The 17449-nt window shown below is 66.6% G+C and carries 18 protein-coding genes; 4 read left to right on the top strand and 14 right to left on the bottom strand.

Features of this window, described 5'->3' with window-relative positions:
- Positions 1-21 precede the first annotated feature (21 nt).
- From M2395_RS30635 to M2395_RS30585, 11 genes are all read right to left on the bottom strand, one after another.
- Entirely contained in the window at positions 22-2151 is a 2130-nt protein-coding gene (locus M2395_RS30635) for a TonB-dependent siderophore receptor (protein ID WP_053148833.1), read from the bottom strand.
- A gap of 155 nt (positions 2152-2306) precedes the next feature.
- A complete protein-coding gene (locus M2395_RS30630) occupies positions 2307-3689 on the bottom strand; it encodes a PepSY domain-containing protein (RefSeq protein WP_053148836.1) in 1383 nt (460 codons plus the stop codon).
- A 99-nt stretch (positions 3690-3788) separates the two neighbouring features.
- The gene (locus M2395_RS30625; RefSeq protein ID WP_015633979.1) at positions 3789-5921 is read right to left on the bottom strand and encodes a TonB-dependent copper receptor; all 2133 of its coding nucleotides are present in this window, start codon (positions 5919-5921) and stop codon (positions 3789-3791) included.
- Positions 5922-6009: 88 nt separating this feature from the next.
- Positions 6010-6420, bottom strand: a complete 411-nt coding sequence (locus tag M2395_RS30620) for a DUF2946 domain-containing protein (protein ID WP_011059017.1) — start codon at positions 6418-6420, stop codon at positions 6010-6012.
- A gap of 55 nt (positions 6421-6475) precedes the next feature.
- A complete protein-coding gene (locus M2395_RS30615; RefSeq protein ID WP_011059018.1) occupies positions 6476-6970 on the bottom strand; it encodes a copper chaperone PCu(A)C in 495 nt (164 codons plus the stop codon).
- Between the two features lie 49 nt (positions 6971-7019).
- The gene (locus tag M2395_RS30610) at positions 7020-7418 is read right to left on the bottom strand and encodes a DUF2946 domain-containing protein (RefSeq protein ID WP_011059019.1); all 399 of its coding nucleotides are present in this window, start codon (positions 7416-7418) and stop codon (positions 7020-7022) included.
- Positions 7419-7518: 100 nt separating this feature from the next.
- Positions 7519-7809 (bottom strand): addiction module antidote protein, encoded by a 291-nt coding sequence (locus M2395_RS30605; protein ID WP_015633981.1) that lies wholly within the window; start codon positions 7807-7809, stop codon positions 7519-7521.
- A 3-nt stretch (positions 7810-7812) separates the two neighbouring features.
- A complete protein-coding gene (locus tag M2395_RS30600; RefSeq protein ID WP_015633982.1) occupies positions 7813-8115 on the bottom strand; it encodes a type II toxin-antitoxin system RelE/ParE family toxin in 303 nt (100 codons plus the stop codon).
- Positions 8116-8298: 183 nt separating this feature from the next.
- Complete coding sequence (locus M2395_RS30595) at positions 8299-9027, bottom strand: cobalt-precorrin-6A reductase (RefSeq protein WP_011059022.1); 729 nt, start codon at positions 9025-9027, stop codon at positions 8299-8301.
- Positions 9024-10121, bottom strand: a complete 1098-nt coding sequence (locus M2395_RS30590; RefSeq protein ID WP_053156138.1) for a cobalt-precorrin-5B (C(1))-methyltransferase — start codon at positions 10119-10121, stop codon at positions 9024-9026. Before M2395_RS30590 ends, M2395_RS30595 begins: the two co-directional genes overlap by 4 nt.
- Before the next feature lie 93 nt (positions 10122-10214).
- Positions 10215-11429, bottom strand: coding sequence for a bifunctional cobalt-precorrin-7 (C(5))-methyltransferase/cobalt-precorrin-6B (C(15))-methyltransferase (locus M2395_RS30585; RefSeq protein WP_053156141.1), 1215 nt, complete (start codon positions 11427-11429; stop codon positions 10215-10217).
- A 137-nt stretch (positions 11430-11566) separates the two neighbouring features.
- Between M2395_RS30585 and cobG the strand changes: the two genes are divergently transcribed.
- Genes cobG through cobJ form a run of 4 tightly spaced genes read left to right on the top strand, consistent with a single transcriptional unit; the run spans position 11567 to position 15951 of the window.
- Complete coding sequence (gene cobG, locus M2395_RS30580; RefSeq protein WP_123431186.1) at positions 11567-12880, top strand: precorrin-3B synthase; 1314 nt, start codon at positions 11567-11569, stop codon at positions 12878-12880.
- Complete coding sequence (locus tag M2395_RS30575) at positions 12873-13499, top strand: precorrin-8X methylmutase (RefSeq protein ID WP_011059025.1); 627 nt, start codon at positions 12873-12875, stop codon at positions 13497-13499. The genes cobG and M2395_RS30575 overlap by 8 nt, the downstream gene beginning before the upstream one ends.
- Complete coding sequence (locus M2395_RS30570) at positions 13499-14230, top strand: precorrin-2 C(20)-methyltransferase (RefSeq protein WP_053156151.1); 732 nt, start codon at positions 13499-13501, stop codon at positions 14228-14230. Before M2395_RS30575 ends, M2395_RS30570 begins: the two co-directional genes overlap by 1 nt.
- Positions 14230-15951, top strand: coding sequence for a precorrin-3B C(17)-methyltransferase (gene cobJ / locus M2395_RS30565; protein WP_053148851.1), 1722 nt, complete (start codon positions 14230-14232; stop codon positions 15949-15951). The genes M2395_RS30570 and cobJ overlap by 1 nt, the downstream gene beginning before the upstream one ends.
- 18 nt (positions 15952-15969) lie before the next feature.
- On the opposite strand, the gene M2395_RS30560 is transcribed toward cobJ, so the two are convergent.
- From M2395_RS30560 to M2395_RS30550, 3 genes are read right to left on the bottom strand one after another with little or no spacing between them, the layout of a single operon-like run.
- The gene (locus tag M2395_RS30560; RefSeq protein WP_123431185.1) at positions 15970-16413 is read right to left on the bottom strand and encodes an SMI1/KNR4 family protein; all 444 of its coding nucleotides are present in this window, start codon (positions 16411-16413) and stop codon (positions 15970-15972) included.
- A complete protein-coding gene (locus M2395_RS30555) occupies positions 16410-16955 on the bottom strand; it encodes a CPCC family cysteine-rich protein (RefSeq protein WP_123431184.1) in 546 nt (181 codons plus the stop codon). Before M2395_RS30555 ends, M2395_RS30560 begins: the two co-directional genes overlap by 4 nt.
- Positions 16956-16982: 27 nt before the next feature.
- Positions 16983-17435 carry a hypothetical protein gene (locus tag M2395_RS30550; protein WP_072451995.1) on the bottom strand — a complete coding sequence of 151 codons (453 nt, stop codon included), beginning with the start codon at positions 17433-17435 and terminating at the stop codon, positions 16983-16985.
- Positions 17436-17449 lie beyond the last annotated feature (14 nt).

Genomic DNA, 17449 nt, shown 5'->3' with positions numbered 1-17449 from the left:
GCGCGGTGGCCGCAGGTGAGGTTAAAAGGTGTAGTCAGCGGTGACGAAGAACGAGCGCGGCTCGCCGAGTATCCATTGCTGGCCGTCATTGTATTGGCTTTGCGCGTACTGGCGGTCAAACAGGTTGTTCAATTGCAGGCCCAGGGTGGTGCTGGGCAGGGCTTTCCACGACAGCGCGGCATCCACCACGGTGTAGCTGGGCAACTGATTCCGGTTGGCCATGTCGGCGTAGCGTGCGTCTACGTAGCGCACTCCGGCGCCGGCCCGCAGGTCATCGTCGAGGGCCTTGCTCAGCCACAGGTTGGCGGTGCGCCGGGGCACGTCCACCGGGCGCTTGCCGTCGCGGGAGACCTGCACACCGTCGACGTCCTGCTGGAAGTCGTCGTACCGGGCGCGAACGATGGCGGCGTTGGCCTGCAGTTGCCAGGCGCGGGGCAGTTGCAGGTCCAGGCTGGCTTCCAGGCCGTTGGAGGATTGCTGGCCCACCTGCTGTTTCAGGTCCGGGTCGCCCGGGACATCGGTCAGCAGCTTCTTCTTGACGATGTGGTAGGCCGCCAGGGTCCATTCGCCGCGCTGGTCCCAGAACATCTGCTTGAGGCCGATCTCGGTCTGCCTGGCGCTGGAGAGGTCGAATTGCTGCTGGCTCTTGCTCAGGGAAATCAGCCCGCCGACACCGTCGGTGCTGGTGGAGTACTGGCCATAGAGGGAGGTGTCCGGGGTCACCGCAAACACCAGCCCGGCCTTCCAGTTGTTACCGGTCAGGGTCTTGTCGCTTCGGCTGTCGTCCTTCAAGTCATCGCGATCAATATGCACGTAGTCGCGGCGCACACCGCTCACCAGGGACCAGCGCTCGCTGAGCTGCAGGCGGTTTTCGGCGAACACCGACATCTGCCTGGTGGTGGTCTTGAACTGGTCGCGGTAGGGGCTGTCGCTGGCGAAGTCGCCCGGGGCCGGGTGGTACAGGTCCACCGGCTGACCGTTGCTGAAGCTGTCGATGAAGGGCGAGTTGCTCTTCATGTGGAAGCGGATGCGGTTGTAGTCGACCCCGGTCAGGGTCTGGCTGTCGAGGCCCAGCAGCGAGTGCTTGAAGGTGAAGGTCTGGCGGTCGCCGACCTGTTCCTGCTGGTGACCGATGCCGAAGTTGCCGCTGCGGGTCAGTTGCCGGCCCAGGCTGTTGAAGTTGTAGCTCTCGGCGTTCTGCCAGCGGCGCTGGGCCTTGAGGTAGTACAGCTCGTTGCTGGCGCTGAGGTTGTCGGAAATCTGCCATTGGCTGGTCAGGCGGGTCCACTGGTCGTTGTAGTGCTGCTTGTCGTTGCCGACGTTGTAGTTCTTGTCCCGCAGGCTCTTGTGTAAACGCCCGTCGATCAGCGGCGTGCCGAAGTAGTTCATCGGGTTCTGGTCGCCGTAGTCGTGGGCCAGGGTGAAGGCCAGGTCGTCACGGGCCTGCCAGCGCAGGGCAGCGCTGACGAAGTCGCCGGAGGAATCGCCCCGGTCGATCCAGCCGTTGCTGCGTTCGCGGTTGAGGTTGAGCCGGTAGCTCAGGGTGTCGCTCAGGGAGCCGCCGCTGTCCAGGGCCTGCTGCTGGCGATCGAAGGAGCCGTAGCCCAGGCGCAGGTGGTTTTCGATTTCGCCGCTGAACGGCTTTTTCGCAACGGTGTTGATCACCGCACCGGTGGCGCCTTCGCCGTACAGCACCGAGGCCGGGCCGCGCAGCACGTCGACCCGCTCCACCGCCCAGGTGTCCACCGGGAAGGTCACGGTGCCCATGCCGGTGTACATGCGGTTGCCGTCATACAGTTGCATCACCGAGCTCTGCCCGGTAAAGCCCCGTGCCGACAGCGAGGTGCCGCCGTCGCCCGGGGTGCCGGTGCGGCTGATGCCGGCGCTGCGCGATACCGCGTCCTGGATGCTCCGATCGCCCCGGGCGCGGATTCGATCGCCGCTCAGGCTGTCGGTGCTGGCCGGGGTTTCCAGGGCGCTCAGGCCCAGGCGCGAACCGGCGCTGGTGGGGGTGGCCAGGCTGATGCTGTCGTCGGCTTCGCTGGCGGCGGCGGAGATGGTGCCGGTGGGCAGGGTCAGGGCGGAGCCGTCGGCCTGGGCCGGGGAAGTCAGGGCCATCAGGCAGAGGCTGGGCAGCAGGTACTTGTTCATCGGGACGGTGAATCACTTCTTCCAGAGGGTTGCCCGCAGCGGATGAGGCTGCGGGCGGGGATCTTACACCAAGCGTTATAAAGTAACATTATAACTGTGCGCGACTGAAGCGCGCGGAGTGTACAGAGCCCTCTGGAACGCGCATCTCGGCTGATTCATGTTGAAGATGAGGCTGATTCAGGATCACGGTTCCAGCGCGATAGCAGCAGGCGGTCCAGCAGCCAGACCACGACCAGCGAAGCCCCCACCAGCGGGAAGGCCAGGGCCAGCAGGCCGATGACCAGCATTGCGGTCTTCCAGCGTGGCAGGTCGTGGCGCAGTGGTGGTACGCCGAGCCGGCCCTGGGGCCGTCGTTGCCACCACATGATGAGACCACTCACGGCGCCGAGCAGGATCATCAGGCACACCACCAGCACCAGGATCTGGTTGAAGCGCCCGAACATCTTGCCTTCGTGCAGCATCACTCCCAGCTCGGTGGCCCGGGCCACGTTGCTGTAGTCCTTCCAGCGCACATCGGCGAGCACCTGGCCGCTGTACTGGTCGACGTGCAGGGTGGCGTCGTGGCGCGGGTCGTCGGCGAATACGGCGATGGTGAATACCCCTGTCGCCGTGCTCGGCAGGGTGATGCTGTAGCCCGCTTCGACCTGGCGCTGACGGGCGATGTCCTGCACAGCCTGCAGGCTGATGGCGGGGACGGCCGGAGCGGTATTGCCGGCGTTGTGGGCCATGTGCTCGGCGTGGTCGCCGGACATCGGCATGGGGGTGTTTTCCAGGGCCCAGGGCACGGTCTGGCGGCTGGCGCTGTTGAGCTCTCCGGCCTGCTGGTCGGAGGTCGGCACGTCGTTCCACATGGCCGCCGGAAAGCGGTTCCACAGGTCGGCGTACTGCTTGCCCCAGAAGCCGGTCCAGGTCATGCCGCTGAGCAGCATCAGCAGCAGGAAGGCCGAGCCCCAGAAACCCAGCACACCGTGCAGGTCACGCCAGAACAGGCGGCCGCGGGCACTCCAGCGTGGCCAGAGTACCCCGGCCGAAGACTTGCCCCGCGGCCACCACAGGTACAGGCCCGAGACCACCAGGACAATGCCCCAGCTCGCGGCCAGTTCCACCAGCCGGTCACCCGGGGTGCCGATCATCAGCTCGCCATGAATGGCCCGGGCCATGGCCTGCAGGTTGCCCTTGGCATCCTGCTCGCCGAGCACGTCGCCGTGGTAGGGGTCGATGAATACATTGAGTTCCTGGCCTTTGTGCTGCACCACGAACTGCGCGCTGCGCTCGGCATCCACTGGGGGCAGGTACTGCTTGATATGGCCCTGGGGGTAGGCGGCCTGAACCCGTTGCAACAGCTCATCGGCGCTGAGGCTGTGGTGGGCGGCAGGCACCTTGAGCAGGCTGGGGTACATCAGCGGGTCCAGCTGCGGTTTGAACAGGTAGACGATGCCGGTCAGGGCCAGCATCACCATGAAGGGGGCGACGAACAGCCCGGCGTAGAAATGCCAGCGCCAGGCCAGGTTGTAGAAAGACACTTTGGGTCGGTTCATCGGGGAAGGCTCCGCAGGGCTGTGGATCTTTTCTTATGGGGGCTGTTCGCCGGCAAGCCGGCTCCTGCGACAAGGAGACGGCGTGCCGGCGAAGGGGCATCAGAAACTCAGGTCAACCTTGGTCCAGAGCGTGCGCCCCGGTTCCTTGATGGCTTGCGGGTCCGTCGCCGGGTAGCCGAAGCCGGCATTGCCCGCCAGGTTCAGGTGCTCGGCGTAGGCCTTGCCGAACAGGTTGTCGACCCCGGTGCTGAGCTTGAGGTTCTTGGTCACCCGGTAGGCGCCGTTGAGGGAGAACACGCCGAAGCCGCCGCTCTTGCCGAAGTCCTTGCCGACCACGTTGCCCTTGTTCAGGTCCACCCGGTTCTGCGCGGCGACCACGCGCCACAAGGCCCCGGCGCTCCAGTCGTCCTCGCTGTAGGTCAGGCCCAGGCGCGCGTCCAGCGGCGGCATCTGTGGCAGGGCCTTGCCGTCGCTGCTGTTCTTGCCCCAGGCGTAGGCCAGGGTCGCGTCGGCTTTCCAGTTGGAGGTCAGCTTGTAGGCCGCGCCCAGTTCGCCGCCCATGATCCGGGCGTCGATGTTCTCGGCCCGAGAGGTGCTCATGCCCATCATTTTCGAGTTGTAGTCGAAGAGGATGTAGTCGCGCACCTGGCCGATGTAGCCCGAGGCCCAGGCTTCCAGGTCTTCACCCTGGTATTGCAGGCCGAAGTCGAGCTGGGTGGTCTTTTCCGGCTTGATCGAATCGAAGGCGTTCACCGAGCCGGCCGGGCCCATTTTCGGCGAGAACAGCTCCCAGTAGTCGGGGAAGCGCTGGGTGTGGCCAAGGCCGACGTAGAGCGTGGTCGGGCTGTCGGCCAGGTCATGCTCGTAGCGCACGAAGCCGCTGGGCAGGGTATCGGCCCGGGTGTCGCCGGCGGTGGGGTTGGAGCGGGTCATCATTCCCGAGCCGATGCTTTGTCGGTAGTCCTTGGCCGAGGCGCGGTCCAGGCGCGCGCCGGTGATCATGCGGTCACGCTCGGCGGCGTACCAGGTCAGCTCGCCGAAGGCCCCGTAGTTGTGGAAGTCGGCGTCCTTGGTGCGAGGCAGCTCCTTGTAGGTGTCGACGCCGCTGCTGGCGCGGTTGCGGTGTTCGTTGGTCTGGGCGTCCAGGCCGCCGATCAACTGCAGGTCGGCCCAGCGCCAGGTGGCCTTGATCCGCGCCCCGAGGGTGCGACGGTCGACGTTGGAGGCCATGGGGCCGGCCATCATTCCGGTGCCGGATGGGGTGCGCAGGCTGTAGTTGTCCATCACGTGGTCGGCGTAGTTGTAGTAGACCTGGGCCTCGACCTTGTCCAGCACCTCGCCAAGGTTGGACTTCTCGAAACGCAGGCCCAGGCTTTCGCGCTTGAACTGCGAGCCGTCCATGCCGCGCCCGGCGTAGCGGGCTTCGCCATCGCCCTTGCCGGCGGTGAGTTCCAGTAGGGTGTCGGCGTCCGGGGTCCAGCCCAGGGCCACGTCACCGTTCCACTTGTCATAGCGCGAGGCCACGGTGTCATTGTTGCCGTCGCGGTAGTCGTCGGCGTGGGCGGTGTTGCCGATCACCCGCACATAACCCAGGGGGCCACCGGCAGCGGCATCCAGGGTCTTGTCGAAGCGCCCGTTGGAGCCGGCCAGCAGGCTGGCATTGACCCGGGTGCCGAGTTCGCCGAAATGTTCCGGTTCGCGCTCGAAAAGCACCGTGCCGGCCGAGGCGCCCGGGCCCCAGAGCACGGTCTGCGGGCCCTTGATCACGGTCAGCCGGTCGTAGGTTTCCGGAGAGATATAAGAGGTCGGCGCGTCCATGCGGCCCGGGCAGGCGCCGAGCATCATGCCGCCGTTGGTGAGGATGTTCAGCCGCGAGCCGAACATGCCCCGCAGCACCGGGTCGCCGTTGGTGCCGCCGTTGCGCACCAGGGCAAAGCCGGGAATGGTCTTGAGGTAGTCGCCGCCGTCACTGGCCGGCACCGGCTGGCGCGGGTCCTTGGGGTTGGTGACCACGGTCAGGGGCGAGCTGGGGGCGATGGCGGTGATCACCGTCGGGCTCAGTTCGGTGCTGTGCCGGGAGTGGTCCGTTGCGGCATCGTCGGCCAGCGCCAGGGGCGTCAGCAGAGCGCCGCAGAGGACCGCGAGGGCGCGGTTGAAGTGCTGGCGCGCAGGGTTCAGGGCGAAGGTCTTGAGTGGCTGGGCAACGCCCAGGCGAGAGTCGGCAGAAAACATAGATGTTCCATCGTTCGGTCTTGAATGACGCGGCCGCAGGTACGCGTCTGTCGCGCTGACAGCCGGCCGTGTGAGATGAGCTGAAGACTCAGGCGAGGAACGGTGGGGCCCGGGTCAGGGCGCCGGGGAACACGGTCTGCCGGGCGTGGCCCAGGCGCGTGGCGGGGATCAGGAAATACGGTGTGGGCGGCGTGAACAGAGCGGCGAACGACAGCGCCGAAGGCAGCGCCGGGCAATTGAACAGCAGGCTGCAATAGCCGCATTTTTCCCAGAGCACATGCTCTTCGCCCTGGGATCTGCCCTTCTGTGCGTGGTGCGGGCCTTCACCGTGGCAGCCGGGCGCAGCGTCGCCCATGTCCATGGAAACGGACATGTTCATCGGCATCGCGTGATCCATCGGCATCGACTGGGAAATCAGCGGGCCGATAAAGATCATCAGCATGGCGAACAGGCTGATCCAGCTGCCGCGGCGGACTCCAGACGAGTCGCGGCGCGGCACGGACCGCCTGCGGCCAGGCGCGTGCGGGGCGTTCACGGAGAGGGCCGGTCAGTGCTTACTGGGCGTGCATATGCCCTTGCATGGCGTCCGGCGCCTGCTTCTGCACCGCCACTTCGACCGTGACGTCACCGGCTTTTTCAAAGTGCAGGGTCAGCGGAAAACGCTTGCCGTCGGTGAGCAGGCTGCGGTCCTTGAGCTCCAGCAACATCACGTGGTAGCCCATGGGGGCGAAGGTCGCCTCGCCACCTGCGGGCACCGCTACCTTGGCCACTTGTTGCATCTTCATCATGTCGCCTTGCTTGACGTGCTCGTGCAACTCGGCCTTGCCGGCGATCGGCGAGTCGACGCTGAGCAGGGTGTCGGCGTTCTTGCCCGGGTTGTGCACCACGAAGTACGCGGCCACGGTGGGCGCGTTCGGCGGCAGTTCCTGAGACCAGGGATGGGCGATCTGCAGGTCACCGGCCTTGTAGTCGTGGGCGGTGGCGAAACAGGCAGGCAGCAGCAGTGCGGCCAGCAGCAGGGATTGCTTGACCAGGGATGGTTTGGACATGTGAGTTCTCCAGAACGATTCAAAGACGCAGATCACTTGCGAAAGGGAATCATGCCAGAGGCGGGGCACCGGGGTTCAGGCTGGGCCATTGCTGGCGCAGGGTGAGCCGTTCTACCTGCGGTTGCGGTGCGCCCGGCTGGACTGCGAAGCGGGTGAAAGACAGCTGGGGAACGTGCCCGGGCAAGGCCACCAGCGGCGGCGAGCCGGAGCAGCACCAGCAGTGCTGCATGGTGGAATGGTCGTCGTTCTGCGGCGCTTGCTGATCGAGCTTGCCCAGGGAAATGGCCACCAGCTTGGTGCCGGTGGAGGAGCAGAAGCTGCCCCACAGCAGTTGCTCGTCCAGCCCCGAATCGCTGCGCTGCATGGCCCCGGAAAGCGGCATGGCAAGCATGTTGAACAGCACTGCGAAGCAGGCGATCCAGGCAAATGCGAGCCGTTGTCGGGACATGGTGGGCGATCCGTCGGTTGAGCGATCAGGCGGGTATTTAGCCTGATCGCTGTGGATAAGTAAAAAAACACCGTGTGCGGTGTGGTGTCGCAGGAGCGGTTCAGGCGTTGCTGACGTTGATCTTCAACCCCAGGGCCTTCATCACCTTGATGATAGTCGCGAACTCCGGGTTGCCCTGGCTGCCGAGGGCCTTGTACAGGCTTTCGCGGCCCAGGCCGGTGTCACGGGCGACCTGGGTCATGCCGCGGGCACGGGCGATGTCGTTGAGTGCGGCGCGGATCAGCACGCCGTCGCCGGTGTCTTCCTCGAAGCAGGCGTTGAGGTAGGCGACCATGTCTTCAGGGGTCTTGAGGTACTCCGCCGCGTCGAAGCGGGTCACTGGGGTGCGCATGTTTCAGCCCTCGCTCTTGAGGTCGCAGGCCAGTTGCCTGGCCCGTTGGATATCGCGTTTCTGGGTGGCCTTGTCGCCGCCGATCAACAGCAGGTAGATCACTTTGCCGCGGCGCGAGAAGTACACCCGGTAACCCGGACCGCGGTGGATGCGCATCTCGTGGACGCCTTCGCCCACAGGTTCGCAGTCGCCAAAACGGCCCAGCTGTGCGGCGCGGATCCTGGCCAGTACACGGGTTTTCCCTTGCGGGTCCTTCAGGTTCAGCAGCCAGCGGCTGAACTCAGGAGTCTGCTCGAAAACGAACATGGAAAATGTATTCCTTGGGATACGTCGCGGCAACCCATTTGCCCGCGAAAAACCCAGTGAAGCGACAGGCGGTCCTGCCCGGCGCCGGCGTCACTGAGGCTGTTCAAGGAAGGCTAAAGCAAGGAGTTGGCGCGCGCTGCCAGGGGTTTCCCATGTTGCTGTGGGGCGCGATGGTTTTGTCTGTCAGGCTTTATCCGGCAAGCCCAGGGCCAGCAGCAACTGGGCCGTGCTGCTGAAATTGCGATCCGTTTCGGGCAGGTCCGGACGCTTGAGTACCAGCACCGGCAGCCCGCGCTCGCGGGCCACTTCCAGCTTGGGTTCGGTGGCGCTGCTACCACTGTTCTTGCTGATCAGCACGTCGATCTGCCGGCGGGCGAACAACTGCCGCTCGTCTTCGATCAGGAACGGCCCGCGGGCACCTATGACTTCGCAGTGCTCGTTGCCCGGGCAGGCCTCCAGGGCGCGCAGGGTCCAGAATTGCCCGGGGGGAATTTCATCCAGGTGCTGCAGGGGCTCGCGGCCCAGGGTGAACAGTGGCCGCTTGAAGGGGCGCAGGGCCTCCACCAGTTGCGCCCAGCCGTCGATCTCGCGCCAGTCGTCACCCGGTTGAGGCTGCCAGGCCGGGCGCCGCAAGGCCCAGCAGGGCACGCCAGCGCTCTTCGCGGCGGCCACGGCATTGGCGCTGATCTGTGCTGCGTAGGGGTGGGTGGCATCCAGCAGCAGGCCGATCCGCTGCTCGCGGATAAAGCGCGCCAGGCCCTCGGCGCCGCCGTAGCCGCCGACCCGTACCTGGCACCGCAGGTCACCGGGCACCCGGCCGACCCCGGCCAGGCTGTAGATATGTTCCGGGCCCAGGGTGCGGGCGATGGCCAGGGCCTCGGTGACCCCGCCCAGCAGCAGGATACGGGTCATTGGAAACCTCCGGCGTGGCCGACGATGCCGCCCTGGCGGTCGATGGCAAAGACCTCTACCTGGACCTGGGGCGGCACCACGCTGCGGGCGAAATCCAGGGCGTGCCGGCATACCGCATCGCCCAGCGCGACTCCGGCGGCGCTGGCCATGGCCAATGCCTGCTGGCTGGTATTGGCTTGGCGGATCGCCTGTTGCAGGGCTGGGTCGGCCCCCGCATCGGCGGCCCATTGCGCCAGTTGCGGCAGGTCGATACTGGAGTGGCGGCTGTGCAAGTCCATGTGCCCGGCGGCCAGCTTGCTGATCTTGCCGAAGCCGCCGCACAGGCTGAGTTTATCCACCGGTACTTTGCGCAAGTGCTTGAGCACCGCGCCGACGAAGTCGCCCATTTCGATCAGGGCGATTTCCGGCAGCTCGTAGACCCGGCGCATGGTGTCTTCGCTGGCGTTGCCGGTGCAGGCGGCGATGTGCAGGTAGCCATTGGTTTTGGCCACGTCGATGCCTTGATGGATCGAAGCGATGTAGGCCGCGCAGGAGAAGGGCCGGACGATGCCGCTGGTGCCCAGGATCGACAGCCCGCCAAGAATCCCCAGGCGCGGGTTCATGGTTTTCAGGGCCAGTTCCGCTCCGCCCTCGACGTTCACCGTGACCTCGAAACCGCCGGGGTAGGCCCGTTCTTCGGCGAGCCGTTGCAGGTGCTCGCCGATCATCCGGCGCGGTACGGGATTGATCGCCGGCTCGCCCACCGCCAGCACCAGGCCGGGGCGGGTCACGGTGCCGACGCCCTGACCGGCGACGAAGCGAATGCCCGGTTCAGGGGTCAGGCGCACCCGGGAGTACAGCAGGGCGCCGTGGGTCACGTCCGGATCGTCGCCGGCGTCCTTGATAGTGCCGGCTTCGGCGCCGTCGGCGGTGTGGCGGCAGAATTCCAGGCGCATCTGCACCTGCTTGCCCTTGGGCAGGATGATCTGCACCGCGTCGGCATTGCTGCCCTCGAGCAGCAGGCGCGCGGCGGCCAGGCTGGTGGCGGTGGCGCAACTGCCGGTGGTCAGGCCGCTGCGCAGGGGCGCGGGCTGTTCCGCTGTTTCTTCACGCATGTCCCAGCCCTCGAAGGGGCGAGCTTGCTCGCCAAGGGCGTACTTCGGTCTCTTGGGCGGACGTATTCGCGAGCAAGCCCGCACCTGCAAGGTTCATGGCAGGTCCCGGGGCTTGTGCAGGTCCAGCAGGGTGATCGGCAGGGCCTGGCGCCAGGTGTCGAACTCTCCCAGTGGCTGGGCCTGGGCGATGTGAATGCGGGTCAGCTCGCCGCCGTGGCGTTCTCGCCAGTCCATCAGGGTCATTTCGCTTTGCAGGGTCACGGCATTGGCCACCAGGCGCCCGCCGGGCTTGAGTTGTTCCCAGCAGGCCTGCAGCACGCCTACGCGGGTCACGCCGCCACCGATGAAGATCGCATCCGGGCGTTCCAGCCCGGCCAGTGCCTGGGGCGCGCGGCCGCGTATCAGTTGCAGCCCGGGCACGCCGAGTACCTCGCGGTTGTGTTCGATCAATTGCTGGCGGCCGTCGTCGGCCTCGATGGCTAGGGCGCGGCAGCTGGGGTGGGTACGCATCCACTCGATGCCGATGGAGCCGCTGCCGGCACCCACGTCCCAGAGCAGCTCGCCGGGCACCGGTGCCAGGCGCGCCAGGGTCATGGCCCGCACGTCGCGCTTGGTCAACTGGCCGTCGTGGCGAAAGGCCGAGTCCGGCAGGCCGGCGAGCCGCGACAGGCGCGGGGTGCTGGCTTCGGCGAGGCATTCGATGGCCAGCAGGTTGAGGTCGGCGATTGCCGGGTCGGCCCAGTCATTGGCGGTGCCGTCGATGCGCCGCTCCAGGGGGCCGCCCAGGTGTTCCAGCACGCTGATCCGGCTCGGGCCGAAACCGCGCTCGCGCAGCAGGCCGGCGATGGCGGCCGGGCTGTGGCCGTCATTGCTCAGCACCAGCAGGCGTACCCCGCCGGACAGTTGGGCGCTGAGTGCGCTGATCGGCCGCGCGACCACAGAGAGCGTGATCACCTCCTGCAAAGGCCAGCCCAGGCGCGCAGCCGCCAGGGAATAGGACGAAGGAAAGGACAGTACCTGGATTTCCTCTGCGGGCAGCTGCCGCGCCAGGCTGGCGCCAACGCCGAACAGCATGGGGTCACCGCTGGCCAGGACGCAGACTGCAGCACCACGCTGGCTCAGCACCGGCTCCAGGGAAAACGGGCTGGGCCACAGCTGGCGCTGGCCACGGATGCAGGGTGGCAGCAGGTCCAGCTGGCGTTGGGCGCCGACGATCTTTGATGCGCCCAGCAGGGCGTGCCGGGCATTTCTGCCAAGGCCCTTGAAGCCGTCTTCACCGATTCCCACTACTGTCAGCCAGGGCGACATCTCTATTCCTCGAACGCAAAACCTGTTGTTCCGACAGGCAGGCTTTTCATGCCTTCGGACAAAGCAGGCATAATACCGCGCCTTCGCTGACGAAGCGCTTTTCCCACACGGCCGGTCACCCCTTGAACGAACGCTCGATGTCCACTGCCATCCGCCCCTCGGCCTGCCCGGGGTTGCTGCGCATCGTCCCGGCGCTGGACGGTGGCATCTGCCGGATCAAGCTGGCTGGCGGCGTCATCAGCGCGGAGCAGGCTGTGGCAGTGGCCGAGGCGGCGCAGGCTTACGCCGGTGGCGTGATCGAGGCCACCAACCGCGCCAACCTGCAGATTCGCGGCATCGGCCCGGAGCATCAGGCACTGATCGCCGCACTGCTGGCTGCCGGGCTTGGGCCGACTACTGCCGCCGGTGACGATGTGCGCAACCTGATGCTCAGCCCCTGCGCCGGGATCGATCGGCAGTGCTTGATGGATACGCGGCCCCTGGCCGCGCAGATTCTCGACACCTTGCAGGGCCATCCGCGCTTTCACCAACTGTCGGCCAAGTTCGCCGTACAGCTCGACGGTGGCGAAGCCCTGGCCATGCTCGAACATCACCATGACCTGTGGCTGTCGGCCCTTGAGCGCGACGGCCAGGGGCTGCTGGCGTTCGGCCTGGCTGGCTGCCCGGTGGATGAACCCCTGGCGGCGGTGGCGCAGGACCAGGGCCACGAGCTGCTGGTGGCCGTGCTGGAGCTGTTTCTCGACCTGGCGCGGCCGGAACAGACGCGCATGCGTCACCTGCTGATGGACATGTCGCGGGAGGATTTCCTCGCTCAACTGGAGCCCCGCCTGAGCCGGCCGCTGTTGAATATCGGTGGCTGGCGGCGCCAGGCCAGTGACGCCGGGCTGCACATCGGTACTTATCCACAGGCTGCGCCCGGGCAGGTCTATGTTGGCGCGGGCACGCCCCTGGGGCGGCTCGATCCGGCCATGCTCAAGGGCGCGGCGCAATTGGCCCGACAGTACGGCGACGCCAGCCTGCGCCTGACCCCCTGGCAGAGCCTGCTGCTGCCCTCGATCGCCGCGGCGGATGCGCCGGCGGCCACTGCAGCCCTGGAACAACTGGGCCTGCTGTGCAGCCCGCAACAGGCCTTGGCTCACTTGATTGCCTGCACCGGTTCCAGTGGTTGCGGCAAGGCCCTGGCCGACACCAAAAGCGACGCCCTGCAACTGGCAGGACTGCTCCAGCGCCATGCCCGCCAACTGGATGTGCACCTGTCCGCCTGCCCGCGTTCCTGCGCCGCCGCTCATGTGGCGCCGGCCACCCTGCTGGCGGTGGCCCCAGGGCGCTATGACTTGTATTTGCGCGATGCAACGCAGCCGGGTTTCGGCACGCTGCACGCACGCAACCTTTCTATTGAAGCGGCAGAGGCATTGCTCGATGCCCGCCCACGGAGCAACCTTGATGCTTGATTACATCCGCGACGGTCAGGAGATCTATCGCAACTCCTTCGCGATCATTCGCGAAGAAGCCCGGCTGGAGCGCATTCCCGCCGACCTGGAGAAACTCGCCGTGCGGGTGATCCATGCCTGCGGCATGGTCGAGGCCGTCGATGGCCTGCAGTTTTCCGAGGGCGCCGGCAAGGCCGGGCGCGATGCCCTGGCGGCCGGTGCACCGATTCTCTGCGATGCGCGCATGGTTTCCGAGGGTATTACCCGGGCCCGCTTGCCGGCCAACAACCAGGTGATCTGCACCCTGCGCGACGACAGCGTGCCAGCGCTGGCCCGGGAGCTGGGCAACACCCGTTCCGCTGCGGCCCTGGAGCTGTGGCGCCCGCACCTGGAAGGCAGCGTGGTGGTGATCGGCAACGCGCCCACGGCCTTGTTCTACCTGCTGGAAATGCTCGATGCGGGCGCGCCGAAACCGGCGCTGATCCTCGGCTTCCCGGTGGGCTTCGTCGGCGCCGCCGAATCCAAGGCGATGCTCGCCGCCGACAGCCGCGGGGTGCCCTTCGTGATCATGCAGGGCCGCCTGGGCGGCAGCGCCATGGCGGCGGCTGCGGTCAATGCCCTGGCCACGGAGGTCGAATGATGCAGCAGCCCGGACGTTTGATCGGCCTTGGCGTGGGCCCCGGTGACCCGGAACTGATTACCCTGAAGGCCCTGCGCCTGCTGCGCGAATCACCGGTGGTGGCCTACTTCGTGGCCAAGGGCAAGAAGGGCAATGCCTTCGGCATCATCGAAGGGCATCTGCAACAGGCCCAGACCCTGCTGCCCCTGGTGTACCCGGTCACCACCGAGGTGCTGCCGGCGCCGCTGTCCTACGAACAAGTGATCAGCGACTTCTACGACAGCGCCAGCCAGGAGCTGGCGCAGCACCTGGACGCCGGCCGCGACGTGGCGGTGATCTGCGAAGGCGACCCGTTCTTCTACGGCTCCTACATGTACCTGCACGACCGGCTGGCCGAGCGTTACCAGGCCGAAGTGGTGCCGGGGGTGTGCTCGATGCTGGGCGGCGCTTCGGTGCTGGGCGCGCCGTTGGTGTATCGCAACCAGAGCCTGTCGGTGCTTTCCGGGGTGCTGCCCCATGAGGAACTCAAGCGTCGCCTGGCGGACGCCGATGCGGCGGTGGTGATGAAGCTGGGGCGCAACTTCCCCAAGGTGCGCCAGGTCCTGGAAGAACTGGGGCTGGCGCGGCGTGCGCTGTACGTCGAGCGCGCCACCATGGCCAACCAGAAGATCGTGCCGCTGGATGACGTGGAGCCGATGTCCTCGCCGTACTTCTCGCTGATCATCGTTCCCGGCGAAAGGTGGCAAGGCTGATGGCCCGTTCAACTCCGGCCATCGTCATCCTTGGCCAAGGCAGCCTCGACACCGCACGGCAGATCCAGCGGCTGTATCCCGACTCGTTGATCCACGGTCTGGCGGAACGGGTCGAAGGCGCCGACCGGGTCTACCACGAATTCGGCGCGACCCTGCGCCAGCTCTATCAGCAGGACACGCCCATCATCGCGCTGTGCGCAGCGGGCATCGTGATCCGCACCCTGGCGCCGCTGCTGCTGGAAAAGGGCGCCGAGCCGCCGGTGCTGGCGGTGGCCGAAGACGGCAGCGCCGTGGTGCCGCTGCTGGGTGGCCTGGGCGGGGTCAATCTCATGGCCCGGGAAATCGCCGCCGGCCTTGGCGTGGTGGCGGCCATTACCACCAGTGGTGAATTGCGCTTCGGCACCTGCCTGCTCAACCCGCCCAGCGGTTATGCGCTGGGCGACCTGGAGCTGGGCAAGCGGTTCGTCTCCGACCTGCTGGGTGGCGAAAGCGTGCGCATCGAAGGCGCAGCACCCTGGCTGGCCGCAGCGAAGCTGCCCGAGGACGACCAGGCCCGCCTGACCATCCGGGTCGGTTCAGCCGAGCGCGAGCCCGTGGCCAATGAGCTGCTGATCTACCCCCGCAGCGTGCTGGTTGCCTGCCGTGGGCAGCGGCTGGCCGGCGACGCTGATATCGACCTGGCCACGCACATCCGCCAGGCCCTGCATCAGGCGCGCATCGCGGTGCAGTCAGTGGCGTGCCTGCTGGCCGCCGACCGCGACATGGCCGACCGTGCCCTGCACCAGGCAGCAGCGCAACTGGGCGTACCGCTGCGCTTCCTGCCGGCCGCCGACAGTGTCGCCGAACTGGCGCAACAGGCCGTGCCGCAATTGCTGCCGCCGCTGAAGGTGGGCGAGGACATCGCCATTGCTGTGGCCAGCCAGCCCCTGGACCCGGAGCAGATTGGCCGCCCCCGTGGGCGCCTTGCCGTGATCGGCCTCGGCCCTGGCGCCGCCGAGCTGATGGTGCCGGCAGTGAAAGCCGAACTGGCCCGGGCCAACGACATTCTCGGTTATGAAACCTACGTGCGCATGGCCGGTCCGTTTCGCGCCGACCAGGTGATGCACTGCACCGATAACCGCGAAGAGATGCAGCGCGCCCGTCACGCCTTCGAGCTGGCGGCCCAGGGCCGTTCGGTGGTGGTGGTGTCGTCCGGCGACCCGGGAGTGTTCGCCATGGCCGCGGCGGTGCTCGAAGCCCTGCACGAATCCAGCGACCCGGCCTGGCACAGCGTCGATCTGGAGATCCTCCCGGGCGTCTCCGCCTCCCTGGCCACCGCAGCCCAGGCCGGTGCCCCCCTGGGCCATGATTTCTGCGTGCTGTCGCTGTCGGACAACCTCAAGCCCTGGGACATCATCGAGAAGCGCCTGGACCTCGCCTCCCAGGCGGATCTGGCCCTGGCCTTCTACAACCCGATTTCCCGCTCGCGGCCCTGGCAACTGGGCCGGGCCCTGGAGATCGTGCGCCAGCACCGTACGCCGCAAACCCCTGTGGTATTGGGGCGCGACATTGGCCGCCCGGGCCAGACCCTGCGGGTCATCACCCTGGGCGAGCTGACCCCGGAGCAGGTGGACATGCGCACCATGGTGCTGGTGGGCTCCTCCACCACCTGCGTCTTCCCCCGGGCCGGGGGCGGCGACTGGGTGTACACCCCGCGCTGGTACGGCAATAAACCCCTGTAGGAGCCGGCAAGCCGGCTCCTACGAGTCGCTGGGTTCGGCGGTCAGCAGCCAGGTGATGAATTCGAAGAAGCCGGCCCATCTGGCGGGGATGCGGCCGGCGACGAAAGCTTCCCAGTCGCCCAGGTCGAAATCCCAGACGCCGCCGCTGTCCTTGTCCAGCAAGTAGCCGCCTTCGCCTTGCAATGAGGTGAAGGCCACAAAGTTCTCTGGCAGCTCCCAGACCTCATGGATGAACTCGGTGCCCATGCGAACTTCCTCGCCGGGCCCGGCAATGTCGAGGAGCACTTCGTCGCTGACGCGGCTGCTGAAATCGGCGGGGTGGCAGGCCAGGTAGATCTGTGCGAACTCGCTGTCCGGGGCAATGCCCAGGGTTTCCAGCGCCAGGGTGACCTCGGCGCTTTCAGGAAGCGGGCGGTAGCGGGGCTGGGCTTCGATCAGGGCAATCAGTGGCGCTGGAATCATGCCGGGTACTCGGTGGCGCGTGGACATTTGTCCAGCGGCAGATGGTTCATGTCGCGGGTGAATTGTTCCCGGGCCTGGCCCAGGGTTTTATGGTTCGGCCCGCTCGGCACATCCAGCGCTTCGCTGCCGTCGTCTTCCCAGTGGCACAGGTCGCAGATCTCGTATTCGCCTCGTGCGCCCAGGGTCAGGTAGCCGCAGCAGGGGCAGGCCTCCAGGCACTCGATGTTCGCGCTGACGGTGTAGTCACCCAGCCCGGCTTCACGCAGGCAGCGCCTCAGGTACAGGTGGGTCACGCCGCGATATTCGGCGCGCAGGGCGATCAGCAGCAGCGCGTCGTAGCGTGGGTCTTGCACCTCTTGCGGGGGCTCCGGTTGGGTCAGGATCTGTTGTTGCAGGCTGGGTGCAAGTGCCGCGAATTCAAGGTCGTCGCTGTCTATTCCCCACCAGTTCAGGAGGTGGGAGAAGCGCGCGGCGGCGTCGAGGCCGGGCAACCTGTGGCGGCTCAGAAGGTCGATGGCTGCGTTGGCGGTGAGTTTTTCCATGGGGGCTCGGCTTTTCGAGGGGGCGGTTCAGGGCCAGGTCAGGGTCAATTGGTCAGGGCGCTGAATGGGTATTCGTACCCTGACCCCGGAGGTCGATTCGCCATGGAGGTACTGGTCCTGGATCTCTACCCGGTTGAAGGGGTTGGTGTCCCGCAGGGCAATCAGCCAGATCAGTGCATCCGAGCCTTTTTCCTGCAAGGCCAGGAAGCCATCGCCGCCGTAGCCTGCCGTCTCCCCACCCCGGGCATAGAACGACTGTGGACCGTCGGTGCACAAGCCCAGGGTGGTGACGAAGTCAGGCTCATCCTGTTGGGGATAGTCCAGGGCCGGCATCCAGACGTTGTTGATCAGCCGGGGATGTTCATAGGGCAGGTCGAACAGGCAGTAGAATCCGCTGCCGAGGACCAGGGTGTTTTCCCGGGGGAAACACCCGCCCAGCCATTGTTCCTGAATGAAAGCGGCATCGGCGCTGTAGGGCATTGGGTGGTTCCTGC

The organism is Pseudomonas sp. BIGb0176, from assembly GCF_024810175.1.
GTDB lineage: Bacteria > Pseudomonadota > Gammaproteobacteria > Pseudomonadales > Pseudomonadaceae > Aquipseudomonas > Aquipseudomonas protegens.
The sequence above is the reverse complement of the archived record's forward strand: the minus strand, read 5'-3'. Positions and strand labels throughout refer to the sequence as shown.